The following is a 13,873-nucleotide window of genomic DNA, read 5'->3' as shown; positions in this document are numbered from 1 at the left end:
CATCGCCAGCCATCCAGTTCCGCCATGTCCGACCACGCACTCGAACTCCTCTCGATCAGCTGCATCTTCCATTCGAAGGACGACCCCGGCCAGCGCTACACCGCGGTGGCCGACACCACCTTGCGCGTGCGCGCCGGCGAGTTCGTGTCGGTGGTCGGTCCCACGGGCTGCGGCAAGTCGACCCTGCTCAACATCGGCGCGGGGCTGCTGCAGCCCTCGTCCGGCACGGTCAAGGTGTTCGGCCAGCCGCTTTCGGGCATCAATGCGCGCGCGGGCTACATGTTCCAGACCGAGGCGCTGATGCCCTGGCGCAGCGCCATCGACAACGTGATGGTCGGGCTGCAGTACCGCGGCGTGCCTGATGCCGAAGCGCGCCGCGAAGCCGAGGCCTGGCTCGCGCGCGTGGGCCTCGCGGGCTTCGGCGACCGCTATCCGCACCAGCTCTCGGGCGGCATGCGCAAGCGCGTGGCGCTAGCGCAGACGCTGGTGCTCGATCCCGACATCATCCTGATGGACGAGCCCTTCAGCGCGCTCGACATCCAGACCCGGCAATTGATGGAGAACGAGGTGCTCGACCTGTGGAGCGCGAAGAAGAAGGCCGTGCTGTTCATCACCCATGACCTCGACGAAGCGATCGCGATGAGCGACCGCGTGGTGGTGCTCTCGGCCGGACCCGCGACCCATCCGATCGGCGAATTCGAGATCGACCTGCCGCGCCCGCGCGACGTGGCCGAGGTGCGCACCCAGCCGCGCTTCGTCGAGCTGCACACCCAGATCTGGGAGGTGCTGCGCGACGAGGTGCTCAAGGGCTACGCGCAGCAACTGAAGAAGGCCGCATGATGTCGCGCCTGGCCCTCAACGAACGCAACGCGCGCTTCTGGCAGCTGGTGCTGCTGGTCGTGATCCTCGTGGGCTGGCACCTGGCCTCGCGCAACCAGCAGGTGGCCTTCTTCCTCGGCGAGCCGATCCAGGTGGCCGGGCGCATCTGGAGCTGGTTCCTGCCCTTCGAGGTGCCGGCCAACCCGCTGTTCCCCGACGGGCTCAAGGGCAATGCCGACATCTACCTGCACCTGGGCACCACGCTGCTCGAGACCGTGCTGGCCTTCGGCATCGGCACCGTGCTGGGCCTGGGCTGCGGGCTGTGGCTCGCGCTCGCGCCCACCGCGAGCCTGATCCTCGATCCCTACATCAAGGCCGCCAATTCGATGCCGCGCGTGATCCTCGCGCCGATCTTCGCGCTGTGGTTCGGCCTCGGCATCTGGAGCAAGGTGGCGCTGGCCGTCACGCTGGTGTTCTTCATCGTGTTCTTCAACGTCTACCAGGGCGTGCGCGAGGTGAGCCCGGTGGTGCTCGCCAATGCACGCATGCTGGGCGCCAACCAGCGCCAGCTGCTGCGCACCGTCTACCTGCCGAGCGCCACCAGCTGGGTGTTCTCGAGCCTGCACACCTCGGTGGGCCTGGCCTTCGTGGGCGCCGTGGTGGGCGAGTACCTGGGCTCGGCGCGCGGCGTCGGCTACCTGATCCTGCAGGCCGAGGGCACCTTCGACGTCAACACCGTGTTCGCGGGCATCGTGGTGCTGACGGCCTTCGCGCTCGCGCTCGATGCGCTGGTGGGCCTGATCGAGAAGCGGCTCATGAAGTGGCAGCCGCGCAGCGGCGAGACCGAGAAGCTCTGAACCGCGCGGCGGCCCGAGAACGAGCTCGGGTGCGCTCAGGCGTTCTTGCCGTGCGCCTCGGTGTTCACCTGCACCAGCGCGCGGCCCGCGAAGATGCCGCCGGCCATCTCGAGCACCACGCGCTCCGCGTCGCGCCGCCGCAGCTCGTCGATCACCTCGTCGGCCTCGGTGTCGGAGGCGCCGAGCGCCAGCACGCCCTGGCGGCCGAAGGCCATCGCCGATTCGAAGGTCTCGCGGATCTGGAAGTCGACGTTGAGCTTGCCGATCTCGAGCATGTGCTCGCGGTCGTAGGCGCGCACCAGCAGCTGCGCATGCGGGAACTCGGCCTTGAGCAGCTCGACGATGCGCGTGGTGGCGGCCTTGTCGTTCACGCAGACCATGATCACGCGCGCGCCGTGGGCGCCCGCGGCATGCAGCACGTCGGCGCGCGAGCCGTCGCCGTAGTAGACCTTGAAGCCGAACAGGGCGGCATCGCGGATCACCTGGGTGTCGGTGTCGATGATCGCGATCGAGGCACCGCGCGCCAGCGCGCCCTGCACCGCGATCTGTCCGAAGCGGCCGAAGCCGATCACCAGCACGTTGCCGACCAGGTCCTCGGCCTTGTCGATGCCGTCCATCGACTCGGCCGCGGCCGGCGCGAAGCGGCGGTGCGCGAGCACCACCAGCGGCGTGAGCGCCATCGAGAGCACCACCACCGCCGTCATGTTGGCGTTGACCACCGGGCTGATCACGCCCGCGGCGAGTGCGGAGGAGAACAGCACGAAGGCGAATTCGCCGCCCTGGGCCATCAGCACCGCGCGGTCGAGCGCGTCGGCGCGCGAACTCTTCGCAAGCCGCGCCACCGCGTAGATGCACAGTGACTTCACCACCATCATCGACAGCACACCGGCCAGGATCAGCTGCCAGTTGCGCGCCACCACCGCGAGGTCGAGCGACATGCCCACGCCGATGAAGAACAGCCCGAGCAGCAGGCCGCGGAAGGGCTCGATGTCGGCCTCGAGCTGGTGGCGGAAGGTGGATTCGGACAGCAGCACGCCCGCGATGAACGCGCCCATGGCCATCGAAAGGCCACCGAGTTGCATCAAGAGCGCCGCGCCCAGCACCACCAGCAGCGCGGCCGCGGTCATGACCTCGCGCGCCTTCGAGTTGGCGAGCACGCGGAACAGCGGGTTGAGCAGCCAGATGCCGGCCGCCACCAGCGCCGCGAGCGCGGCCAGCGCGATGCCCACGCCGATCCAGCGCGAGCCGGCCTCGACGGCGTGCTGCGTGGCGTCGGGCGGCGCGATGAAGGCCACGATGGCCAAGAGCGGCACGATCAGCAGGTCCTCGAACAGCAGCACGGCGACGATCTTCTGGCCGCGCGGCGCCGCGATGTCGCCGCGTTCGCCGAGCAGCTGCATCACGATGGCGGTGGAGGTCAGCACGAAGCCCATCGCGCAGACGAAGGACACGGCGAGCGGGAAGCCGAAGGCCATGCCCACGCCGGTCAGCAGGAAGCCGCAGACCACCACCTGCAGGCTGCCGAGGCCGAAGATGTCGCGCCGCATGCTCCACAGGTGCGAGGGCCGCATCTCGAGGCCGATCACGAACAGGAACATCACGACGCCGAGTTCGGCCGTGTGCAGGATGGTCTGGGGATCGGTGAACAGGCCGAAGCCGAACGGGCCGATGGCCAGCCCCGCGGCCAGGTAGCCGAGCACCGAGCCGAGCCCGATGCGCTTGAACAGCGGCACCGCGACCACCGCGGCCCCCAACAGCGTCACGACCTTGACGAGATCGCCCGCGCTTCCTTCCACTGCCATGGCATGGCCCTCCTGATTTATTCGTTCGTGGCCGGCGCCGCGAAAGGCGATGCACCGGCCCTGCCGCCGCCCGGGCGCTGCTTCAGCGCTTCTTCTTCGAGGGCGTGCCGCCGCGCTTCTCGCGCACCACCTGCTTGCTCGAGGCGCTGGCCGGCACCTTGCTCACGTTGCTGCCGCGCTTGACCTGCGCGACCGGCCGTCCGCGCGGACCGGCACCGCTGCCGACGCGCGCGGCCGGGGCGGCGCGCACCGGCAGGTAGACCACCACGCTGATGCCGCGCTTGAAGGCATGGTTGGGCTTGACGTCGTTCCACTCGGCGACGCTCGCGGGCTTGAGGTTGTAGCGGCGCGCGATGCTCGCCACGCTGTCGCTGCGGCCGGCCTTGACGGTGGTACGGCGCGTGACGATCTCGGGCTGGAAGCTCAGGTGGCCGCTGTCGGCCACCACCGCCGCCACGTCCTCCTTGACGCGCGCGCCGCGCGGCACGATCAACGTGGAGCCGGCCCTGATCAGCATGCGCGGCGGCACGTTGTTGAGCGCGCGCAGGTCCGACTCGCTCATGCCGGCGCGCTGGGCGGCGTCGGCCACCGTCATGGTGTTGGGCACGACCCAGGCGGTCCAGCTCGCGTACTGGCCCTGCGTGTAGGCGTCGAAGTTGCGCTGGAACACGGCGGCGTTGTCCCAGGGCAGCAGGATCTCGGAGGTGCCCGCGGCGATCAGCACCGGCTTGTGGGCCGCCGGGTTGAGCGCGCGGAAGTCCTCGATGCGCACGTCGGCGAGCTTGGCGGCCAGTTCCACGTCGAGGTCGCGCGTGAGCGGCACGGTCTGGAAGTAGGGGTGGTTGGCGATCACCGGCAGTTCGGCGTTGAAGGCCTGCGGGTTGGCCACGATGTTCTTCACCGCCTGCAGCTTGGGCACGTACATGCGGGTCTCGGCCGGCATCGTGAGGTCGCTGTAGGTGGTGGGCAGGCCCAGGCGCTGGTTCTTGGCGATGGCGCGGCTCACGCTGCCTTCGCCCCAGTTGTAGGCGGCCAGCGCGAGCTGCCAGTCGCCGAACATGTTGTAGAGCTTCTGCAGGTAGTCGAGCGCGGCGCGCGTGGAGGCCACCACGTCGCGGCGGTCGTCGCGGAAGATGTTCTGCTTGAGGTCGAAGTCGGTGCCGGTGGCCGGCATGAACTGCCACATGCCGGCGGCGCGCGCGCTCGACACGGCCTGCGGGTTGAAGGCGCTCTCGATGTAGGGCAGCAGCGCCAGCTCGGTGGGCATGTTGCGCCGCTCGAGCTCCTCGACGATGTGGAAGATGTACTTGTTCGAGCGCTCGGTCATGCGCTGGATGTAGTCGGGCCGGCTCGCATACCACTGCTCGCGGTCGCGCACGAGGTCGTTGTCGAGGTCGGGCATCTTGAAGCCGCGGCGGATGCGGTCCCACATGTCGGCCGGCGGGGCCAGCGTGACCACGCTCTGCGAGCGCGCCTCGCTGCTGGCGATGGGTGCGAGCTGGCCGCTCGGGTAGATGGGCGCGGCGCGGCTGGCGGCGAGGGAGCCGGTGCCGCCGGCGGTGGGGGAAGAGGAGGGGGAGGAGGAAGACGAGGAGGAGGGGGTGCCGGTGCCCGCGCAGCCGGCGAGCAACAGGATGCCTGCGAGGCAGGCGGCAGCGGTGAGTTTCATCGGAAGTCGTTTTTCCATTGGCGCAGCGCGGCGAACACGTCGGCTTCGCCCGCGTCGGGGGACAGCTCGGCGTGCGCGCGCACCGCTCGAAGGACAGTGGCTTCGCGGCTGCGAAGAAAGGGGTTGATCCGGCGTTCGAGGGCCAGCTGCGACGGCAGCGTGGGCTCGCCCTGGGCGCGCAGGCTTTCGCAATGCGCCCGGTACTGAGTCAGGTCGGTGTTGCCGGGTTCCACCGCCTGGGCGAAGCGCAGGTTAGAAAGTGTGTACTCGTGGGCGCAGCAGACACGGGTGTCGCCGGGCAGCGCGGCGAGCGCGTCGAGCGAGGCCAGCATCTGCGCGGGCGTGCCCTCGAACAGGCGCCCGCATCCGCCCGAGAACAGGGTGTCGCCGCAGAACAGCAGCGGCGCGCGGCCCTCGGCCGCGGGCAGGAAGTAGGCGATGTGGCCGGCCGTGTGGCCCGGCACGTCGATCACCTCGAAGCGCAGGCCCAGCGCGTCGGCATGGTCGCCCTGCACCAGCGGTGCGTAGGGCTCGGGGATGCGCTCGTGCCTGGGACCCCACACCGCGGCGCCGGTGGCGGCGCGCAGCTCGGCCACGCCGCCCGTGTGATCGGCGTGATGGTGCGTGACTAGAATCGCGGCCAGTTGCAGCTTGCCGCTTGCCAGTGCGTCGAGCACCGGCCGGGCATCGCCCGGGTCCACCACGATCGCGTTGGACCCGTCCTGCAGCATCCAGATGTAGTTGTCGGCGAAGGCGGGCAGCGGAACGAGGGTCATGAGCGGTCAAATTATAGGTTTGCAGGAGTGGTTCGCGACCCCCCCCGGACGCTACCTTCTCGCCTGGGAACAAGCCCAGTTCGACCAGGCCGTGGCCGACGTTTTCGGCTACCACGCGCTGCAGCTCGGGGCGGCCCAGGTCGAGGGCCTGCGCGCCAACCGCATGCCGCACCGCTGGCTGGCGCTCGACGACCCGGCGCACCTGGCGCAGGCGCCGCAGGCCGTGCTGCTGGCCGATTTCGCGGCCCTGCCGTTCGCGGCCAACAGCCTGGACCTGGTGGTGCTGCCGCATGCGCTCGAGCTCAGCCCCGACCCGCACGCCACCCTGCGCGAGGTCGAGCGGGTGCTGGTGCCCGAAGGCCGGGTGGTGATCTGCGGGCTCAACCCGACCAGCCTCTGGGGCATGCGGCAGCGCCGCGCGCACCTGTACCGGCGCCTGGGCTTCGGCGAACTCTTCCTGCCCGAGGGCGGCGAGTTCATCGGCTACTGGCGCATGCGCGACTGGCTGCGCCTGTTGAGCTTCGAGGTCGAGTCGGGGCGCTTCGGCGTCTACCGGCCGGCCGCGCGCAGCGAGGCCTGGCTCGAGCGCAGCCGCTGGATGGACGTGGCCGGCGAGCGCTGGTGGCCGATCTTCGGCGCGGCCTACTTCCTGGTGGCGGTCAAGCGCGTGCGCGGCATGCGCCTCTTGAGCCCCGAGTGGCGCCGCGCCAGCGCCCGCGCCACGGCGCCGGTGCCGATCGCGGGCAAGGTGCACCGGCAGGGACGCCGCGCCGACCGCGAATGACGTGAATATCGACAGTGAAGAAATGAAGGAACAGAGAGCTTGAACGAAGTCGTGATCTACACCGATGGTGCCTGCAAGGGCAATCCCGGCCCCGGGGGCTGGGGCGCCTGGCTCAAGTCGGGCCCCACCGAGAAGGAGCTGTTCGGCGGCGAGCTGAACACCACCAACAACCGCATGGAGCTCACGGCCGTGATCGAAGGCCTGGCCGCGCTCAAGCGGCCCTGCAAGGTCACGCTCTACCTCGACAGCCAGTACGTGCGCCAGGGCATCACCGAGTGGATCCGCGGCTGGAAGGCCAAGGGCTGGCTCACCTCGACCAAGCAGCCGGTGAAGAACGTCGAGCTCTGGCAGCGGCTGGACAAGCTGGTGCAGGAGGGCGGCCACGCCATCGAGTGGCGCTGGGTCAAGGGCCATTCGGGCGACCCGGGCAACGAGCGCGCCGACATGCTCGCCAACAAGGGCGTGGACAAGGCGCTTGGCCGCGGCTGAACGGGCGGCTGAACACGCGGAGACTACGGGTCAGCCCTCAGAGGGAAGCGAGGCCCGCACGCTAGAGTGCGCGAGCAGGCCTCGGCAAGGGCATGGATGTTGCTTGAGGCGTTGCGACGGCCATCGAGAGATGGTTTCCAACCCTTCGCTCGCAGCATGCACCTCGACTACTCCACCGACACGGTCGACGACGCCCAGCGCTTTGCGTACTGGAGCGACGTGGTGTGCCAGCACCTGATCCCGGCCAAGAGCGTGGTGCCCGACCGCGAGCATTTCAACGCGCGCTTCAGGCTGCGCTCGCTCGGCAAGCTCGCGCTGGCCGAGATGTCCTCGCCGCGCCATGTCTGGGAGCGCGATGCCCAGCACCTGCGCAGCGGTCCCAACGAGGACTTCATGCTGAGCCTGATGGTGTCGGGCCACGGCGTGCTCTCGCAGTCGGGGCGGGAAGTGGTGCAGCGCAACGGCGACATCGTGCTCTACGACGCCGCGCGGCCCTTCAGCTTCGACCTCGCGCCCGAGTCCACGCTGCTGGTTCGCATTCCGCGTCGGCAACTGCTGTGCCGTTTTCCCGAGGCCCACAACCTCACGGCGATGCACCTGGCCGAGGGCCATCCCACGGCGCGGCTGCTCGGCCACATGATCCGCGAGGCGGCGAGCCTCGAGCTCTCGGGCAGCGAGGCCATGGAGGCCAGCCTCGCGGGCTCGATGCTCGACATGCTCTCGGCCGTGCTGCAGGTGCAGAGCGACGGCGCCGAGGCCGCGCTGTCCTCGCATGCCCAGCTCTACCAGCGCACGCGCGAGTACATCGCCGCGCACCTCGACGACTGCGAGCTCGACGTGGAGCAGATCGCCGCGGCGCAGCACGTGTCGGCGCGCACGCTGGCGCGCGTGTTCGCCGAATACGGCAGCACGCCGATCCAGCACCTGTGGAAGCAGCGGCTCGAGGCCAGCCACGCGGCGCTCAGCGAAGGCCGGGTGCGGCAGGTCACGCAGGCCGCGTTCCAGCACGGCTTCAGCGACCTCTCGCATTTCTGCCGCGTGTTCAAGAAGGCCTACGGCGTGACGCCGCAGACCCTGCTGCGCCGCCACTGAGCGCGGCACTCCGTGGCTGGCGGTTCCAGCCCATCGCGATGGCAGGCGCAGCCAAGCCGCGAACCGCGTCGTTGCCTATCGTGAAGCCAGCCCCCAGACGGGCGCTTCACGCAAGGAAACGACGATGCCTTCCCCCTCATCCGCCCCCTCCGATGCCCCGCCGGCGATCGACACCGCCGCGCTGGCGCGCTGCGCCGGCCTCGACCTGAGCCCCGAGCGGCTGGCCGCGGTCGATGCCGTGCTGCAGGCCTGGATTCCCGCCGCCAATGCGCTCAGCGCGCAGATGAGCGATCCCGCGCGGCAGGCGCTGATGCCGGTCACGGCCTTCACGCATGCGCACGAGCTGCCGGAGGAGGGCGCATGAGCGCCGCGCCGGGCCGCCCCAAGCAAGCTCGCACCGCAGTGCGAAGCACGGAGGTACTTCGATGAACGACATCGCGAACCTGGGCTTGGCCGAAGCCGCGCGCCTGGTGCGCGCGCGCAAGGTCTCGCCGGTGGAGTTGGTCGAGGCCTCGCTCGCGCGTATCCGTGCCCACGACGGCGTGCTCAGGTCCTTCATCACCGTGTTCGAGGAACAGGCGCTGCAGGTCGCGCGCGCGGCCGAGATGCTGTCGGCCGCGGGCCACGAGCTCGGCCCGCTGCATGGCGTGCCGCTGGCGCTCAAGGACAACGTCGCGCTGCGCGGCAGCCGCACCACGGCCGGCAGCAAGCTGCTGGCCGACTGGGTGCCCGAGGCCGACGCCACTGTCGCCACGCGGTTGCGCCAGGCCGGCGCGCTGTTCATCGGCAAGACCAACATGCACGAGTTCGCCTGGGGCGGCACCTCGGCCAACCCGCACTACGGCGCGGTGCGCAACCCCTGGGACACCGAGCGCTTCCCGGCCGGCTCCAGCGGCGGCTCGGCCGTGGCGGTGGCCGCGCGCCTGTGCTTCGGCGCCATCGGCACCGACACCGGCGGCTCGATCCGGCTGCCCTCGGCCATCAACGGCATCGTCGGGCTGCGGCCCACCTATGGCCGGGTCAGCAACCACGGCGTGATCCCGCTGGCCTGGAGCATGGACACGGTGGGCCCGATGGCCCGCAGCGTGGAGGACTGCGCGCTGATGTTCGGCGCCATCGCGGGCTTCGATCCGAAGGATGCGGCCAGCGCGCCGCGCGCGGCGGACGACTACCTGCAGGACCTCGAGGGCGGCTGCCGCCACCTGCGCATCGGCATCGTGCCGGGCTACTTCTTCGAGCACCTGCAGGCACCGGTGCACGACGCCGTGAAGGCCGCGATCGCGGCCTTCGTCGAACTCGGCGCGCAGGTGGTCGAGGTCGACATCGGCCACATCCACGGCAACATCTCGGCCCAGCTCACCATCGAGTCGGCCGAGCCCAGCACCTACCACCAGCGCAGCCTGCGCGAGCGGCCCGGCGACTACGGCGACGACGTGCGCACCCTGCTCGAGGCCGGCGAGATGCTGCTGGCCACCCACTACCTGCAGGCGCAGCGCTACCGCGCGCTGCTGCGCGCCGAGTTCCTCGAGGCCTTCCGCCGCGTCGACGTGTTCGTCTGTCCCTCGCTGCCCTTCGCGGCCACGCGCATCGGCGAAACCAGCGTGGAGATCGAGCCGGGCCGGCCCGAGGACATGCTGTCCGCGATCATGCAGTTCACCGGCGTGGCCAGCCTCACGGGCCTGCCCTCGCTCAACGTGCCCTGCGGCTTCGATCCCGACGGCCTGCCGATCGGCATGCAGCTGATCGGCCGGCCCTTCGCCGAGGCCGCGCTGCTGCGCGCGGGCCATGCGTTCCAGCAGGCCACCGATTTCCACCGCCGCGCGCCCGCGCTGGCCTGAAAGCGCCAACCCACCCACCGACTGGCCGCGCCAGCACATCGCGATGGCGCTGCGAGCCAAGCCGCGAAGGCGGCGCTTCTATACCTTCGATGTCGGCGTCTTCCTACAGGCCGCCCCCTTTTCCATCCCCAACGAACGGAGCCTCCACACCATGCCGAACACCGATCTGCACTACCTCGAACTGCTCGAAGTCGGCCGCCTGATCCAGTCGAAGGAACTCTCGAGCGTCGAGGTCACGCAGGCCCAGCTCGACCGCATCGGGCAGGTCGACGGCGGCCTGCGCAGCTATGTGCGCGTGATGGCCGATTCGGCGCTGGCCGAGGCCAAACGCGCCGACGCCGAGATCGCGCGCGGCGAATCGCGCGGCCCGCTGCACGGCGTGCCGGTGGCGGTGAAGGACCTGTGCTGGACCGCGGGCGTGCCCACGGCCGCCGGCATGACGCTCTACCAGGACTTCGTGCCCGAGGTCGACGGCACCGTGGTGCGCAAGCTGCGCGAGGCCGGCGCGCCGATCCTCGGCAAGCTGCAGCTCACCGAGAGCGCCTATGCCGACCACCATCCGAGCGTGTCGCCGCCGGTCAACCCATGGAACGCGGCGCACTGGCCGGGCGTGTCCTCGAGCGGTTCGGGCGTGGCCACCGCGGCGGGCCTGTGCTACGGCTCGCTGGGCACCGACACGGGAGGATCGATCCGCTTTCCCTCGGCCGCCAACGGACTCACGGGCCTGAAGCCGACCTGGGGCCGCGTGAGCCGCCACGGCGCCTTCGAGCTCGCCGCCACGCTCGACCACATCGGCCCGATGACGCGCAGCGCCGCCGATGCCGGCGCGATGCTCGGCGCCATCGCGGGCGCCGACGCGAACGATCCCACCGCCAGCCTGCTGCCGGTGCCCGACTACCTGGCCGACATCGGCCGGGGCTTGGCCGGGCTGCGCGTGGGCATCGACCTGCGCTGGGCCACCGAGGGCGTGGACGCGCCGACGCGCGAGGTCTTCGATGCCGCGGTTGCCGCGGTGAAGACGCTGGGCGGCGAACTGCGCGAGGTGCGCCTTCCCGATCCGGCGCAGGCGCTGGCCGACTGGTTCCCGCTGTGCGGCATCGAGGCCGCGGTGGTGCACGAGAAGACCTATCCGGCGCGCAAGGAGATGTACGGCCCGGCCGTGGCCGGCCTGATCGAGCTGGGCCTGGCGCAAAGCGGCACCGACTACCAGAAGATCGTGCTGCACCGCCACGACTTCAGCGGCCGCGTGCGCGCGATGTTCGAGGACATCGACCTGCTCTTGATCCCGGCCACCGGCATCGCCTCGCCGACCATGGAGCGCATGGCGCAGATGGGTGTCGACGCCGAGCTGATGGCCGCGATGCTGCGCTACACCTGCCCGTTCGACATGACCGGCAGCCCCACGATCACGCTGCCCGGCGGCTTCACGCCCGCGGGCATGCCGGTGGCCTTCCAGTTCGTGTCGCGCCACTTCGACGAGGCGCTGCTGGTGCGCGCCGGCGCGGCCTTCCAGCAGCTCACCGACTGGCACCGCCGCCATCCCGCGCTGTGAGCGCCGCGGGCTTCCCCTTTCCTCGTTCTCCCTCGTTCTTTTTCTCTTCCCTCGAAAGCACCACCATGACACTACGCAATGCGCTTCTCTCCCTGGGCTGCACGCTGGCGCTGGCCACCTCGGCGATGGCCGCCGATCCGCTGAAGATCGGCCTGATGGAAGACGTCTCGGGCGACCTCGCCGTGCTCGGCAAGCCCAAGCTCAACGGCTCGCTGCTGGCCGTGGAGGAGATCAACAAGGCCGGCGGCATCATGGGCCGGCAGATCGAGTTGATCCACCTCGATCCGCAGGGCGACAACGCGCGCTACCAGGAGTTCACGCGGCGCCTGCTGAGCAAGGACAAGGTCGACCTGCTGATCGGCGGCATCACCTCGGCCTCGCGCGAGGCGGTGCGCCCGATCGTCGACCGCACGCAGACGCCGTACTTCTATACCAACCAGTACGAGGGCGGCGTGTGCGACGCCAACATGATCAGCATGGGCGCGGTGCCCGAGCAGCAGTTCTCCACGCTGATCCCCTACATGGTCCAGACCTTCGGCAAGAAGGTCTACGTGGTGGCGGCCGACTACAACTTCGGCCAGATCTCCGCCGAGTGGAACCGCACCATCCTCAAGGACCTGGGCGGCACCGTGGTGGGCGAGGAGTTCATCCCGCTGGGCGTGTCGCAGTTCGCGCAGACGATCCAGAACATCCAGAAGGCCAAGCCCGACTGGCTGCTGATGCTCAACGTGGGCGCGGCGCAGGACTCCTTCTTCGAGCAGGCCGCGGCCGCCAAGCTGAACCTGCCGATGGGCTCGTCGGTGAAGGTGATGCTGGGCTTCGAGCACAAGCGCTTCGCGCCGCCCGCGCTCAACCGCATGCATGCCACGGCCAACTGGTTCGAGGAGATCGACACGCCCGCGGCCACCGAGTTCAAGAAGCGCTGGCATGCCAAGTTCCCGAACGAGCCCTACATCAACGACATGGGCTACAACGCCTACAACGCGCTCTACATGTACAAGACGCTGGTCGAGAAGGCCAAGTCGACCAAGCTGGCCGACCTGCGCAAGGTGATCGCCGCCGGCGACGCCTGCATCGAGGCCGCCGAGGGCAAGGTCTGCATCGATCCCAAGAGCCAGCACGTGTCGCACCAGATGCGGCTGATCTCGGTCGACGACAAGCATGCGGTGAAGGTGCTCAAGGACTACGGGACCATCCAGCCCTACTGGCTCGGCCAGATCGGCTGCGACCTGACGAAGAAGAACGACCGCAAGCAGTACACGCCCTCGGACCTGCCGAAGAAGTCCTGAGCGCGTTTGCAGCAGCCAGCCACTGACCGGGAGCCGCGGTGTTCGCCGAAATCTTCTCCTTCCTCTACCAGTTCGCCGACGTGTTCGCGTTCCTCATCCTATCGGCGGCCGGCCTGGCCGTGGTGTTCGGGATGATGGGCGTGATCAACATGGCGCACGGCGAGTTCATCATGTGCGGCGCCTACGTCACCGTGGGCCTGGTGCACGGCGGGCTGCCGCTGCCGCTCGCGCAGCTGTGCGGCACGCTCGCGGCCGGCCTGATCGGCATGGCCGTGGAGTGGAGCCTGGTGCGCAAGCTCTACAAGCGGCCGCTCGACTCGCTGCTCGCCACCTTCGGCCTGAGCCTGATCGTCACGCAGGGCATGCTGCTGGTGTTCGGCTCCACGCTCGCGGGCGTGGGCACGCCCGAGGGCAGCTTCAGCGTGGGCGGCTACAGCTTCTCGGTCTACCGGCTGGTGCTGTTCGCGGCCGCGGTGGCGGTGCTCGGCGGCATCTACCTGGTCTTCATGCGCACCCGCTTCGGCGTGCATGCGCGCGCCACCATGCAGAACGCCTCGATCGCGCAGGCCACCGGCGTGCGCGTGGGCCGCGTGTACGCGCTGAGCTTCGGCATCGGCGCCGGCCTCGCGGGGCTGTGCGGCGCGCTCTATGCGCCGACCATGACCCTGATCCCGACCATGGGCGCGGCCTTCCTGGTCGAGAGCTTCGTCACGGTGGTGGTGGGCGGCGCCAACGTGCTGCTGGGCACCGCGCCGGCCGGCGTCCTGCTCGCGGTCATCCGCACCGGCCTCAACGGCTGGGGCGGCCAGATCGTGGGTCAGATCGGAATGCTGCTGGCGGTGATCGTGGTGATCCGCATCCTGCCCGAAGGGGTGTCGGGCTGGCTGGCCCGGCGCACCCGCTGAA

General features: G+C 69.8%; 13 protein-coding genes. 10 read left to right on the top strand and 3 right to left on the bottom strand.

The window, feature by feature from the left end:
• The first annotated feature begins 24 nt into the window (after positions 1 to 24).
• Positions 25 to 840 carry an ABC transporter ATP-binding protein gene (locus KV106_RS27635; RefSeq protein ID WP_057594210.1) on the top strand — a complete coding sequence of 272 codons (816 nt, stop codon included), beginning with the start codon at positions 25 to 27 and terminating at the stop codon, positions 838 to 840.
• Positions 837 to 1,676, top strand: a complete 840-nt coding sequence (locus KV106_RS27630) for an ABC transporter permease (RefSeq protein ID WP_057594209.1) — start codon at positions 837 to 839, stop codon at positions 1,674 to 1,676. The genes KV106_RS27635 and KV106_RS27630 overlap by 4 nt, the downstream gene beginning before the upstream one ends.
• 35 nt (positions 1,677 to 1,711) lie before the next feature.
• Here KV106_RS27630 and KV106_RS27625 read toward each other — a convergent pair whose 3' ends face one another.
• The 3 genes from KV106_RS27625 to gloB form a co-directional block, all read right to left on the bottom strand.
• The gene (locus tag KV106_RS27625; RefSeq protein WP_057594208.1) at positions 1,712 to 3,478 is read right to left on the bottom strand and encodes a monovalent cation:proton antiporter-2 (CPA2) family protein; all 1,767 of its coding nucleotides are present in this window, start codon (positions 3,476 to 3,478) and stop codon (positions 1,712 to 1,714) included.
• Between the two features lie 82 nt (positions 3,479 to 3,560).
• On the bottom strand, positions 3,561 to 5,147 hold the full coding sequence (locus KV106_RS27620) for a transglycosylase SLT domain-containing protein (protein WP_261213879.1): 1,587 nt from the start codon (positions 5,145 to 5,147) through the stop codon (positions 3,561 to 3,563).
• A complete protein-coding gene (gloB, locus tag KV106_RS27615; protein WP_093341338.1) occupies positions 5,144 to 5,923 on the bottom strand; it encodes a hydroxyacylglutathione hydrolase in 780 nt (259 codons plus the stop codon). The genes KV106_RS27620 and gloB overlap by 4 nt, the downstream gene beginning before the upstream one ends.
• On the opposite strand from gloB, the gene KV106_RS27610 reads away from it, so the two are divergent.
• The 8 genes from KV106_RS27610 to KV106_RS27575 all read left to right on the top strand — a co-directional run bounded on the left by KV106_RS27610 (position 5,922) and on the right by KV106_RS27575 (position 13,872).
• A complete protein-coding gene (locus KV106_RS27610; protein ID WP_261213878.1) occupies positions 5,922 to 6,707 on the top strand; it encodes a class I SAM-dependent methyltransferase in 786 nt (261 codons plus the stop codon). The two genes, gloB and KV106_RS27610, sit on opposite strands and share 2 nt — an antisense overlap.
• A 39-nt stretch (positions 6,708 to 6,746) precedes the next feature.
• On the top strand, positions 6,747 to 7,196 hold the full coding sequence (gene rnhA / locus KV106_RS27605) for a ribonuclease HI (RefSeq protein ID WP_057594204.1): 450 nt from the start codon (positions 6,747 to 6,749) through the stop codon (positions 7,194 to 7,196).
• A gap of 156 nt (positions 7,197 to 7,352) precedes the next feature.
• Entirely contained in the window at positions 7,353 to 8,288 is a 936-nt protein-coding gene (locus KV106_RS27600; protein ID WP_261213875.1) for an AraC-like ligand-binding domain-containing protein, read from the top strand.
• Between the two features lie 124 nt (positions 8,289 to 8,412).
• Positions 8,413 to 8,652, top strand: coding sequence for a hypothetical protein (locus KV106_RS27595; RefSeq protein WP_093341346.1), 240 nt, complete (start codon positions 8,413 to 8,415; stop codon positions 8,650 to 8,652).
• Positions 8,653 to 8,713: 61 nt separating this feature from the next.
• Positions 8,714 to 10,126 (top strand): amidase, encoded by a 1,413-nt coding sequence (locus tag KV106_RS27590; RefSeq protein WP_261213872.1) that lies wholly within the window; start codon positions 8,714 to 8,716, stop codon positions 10,124 to 10,126.
• Between the two features lie 151 nt (positions 10,127 to 10,277).
• Positions 10,278 to 11,678: an amidase gene (locus KV106_RS27585; protein WP_261213870.1), complete on the top strand. Its 1,401-nt coding sequence runs from the start codon at positions 10,278 to 10,280 to the stop codon at positions 11,676 to 11,678.
• 65 nt (positions 11,679 to 11,743) lie between these two features.
• A complete protein-coding gene (locus KV106_RS27580) occupies positions 11,744 to 12,967 on the top strand; it encodes an urea ABC transporter substrate-binding protein (RefSeq protein WP_057592525.1) in 1,224 nt (407 codons plus the stop codon).
• A 38-nt stretch (positions 12,968 to 13,005) separates the two neighbouring features.
• Positions 13,006 to 13,872, top strand: coding sequence for an ABC transporter permease subunit (locus KV106_RS27575; protein ID WP_261213868.1), 867 nt, complete (start codon positions 13,006 to 13,008; stop codon positions 13,870 to 13,872).
• Position 13,873: the final 1 nt, after the last annotated feature.

The sequence above is a fragment of the Variovorax endophyticus genome, from assembly GCF_025376855.1.
In the GTDB taxonomy this organism is placed as follows: Bacteria; Pseudomonadota; Gammaproteobacteria; order Burkholderiales; family Burkholderiaceae_C; genus Variovorax.
The sequence above is the reverse complement of the archived record's forward strand: the minus strand, read 5'-3'. Positions and strand labels throughout refer to the sequence as shown.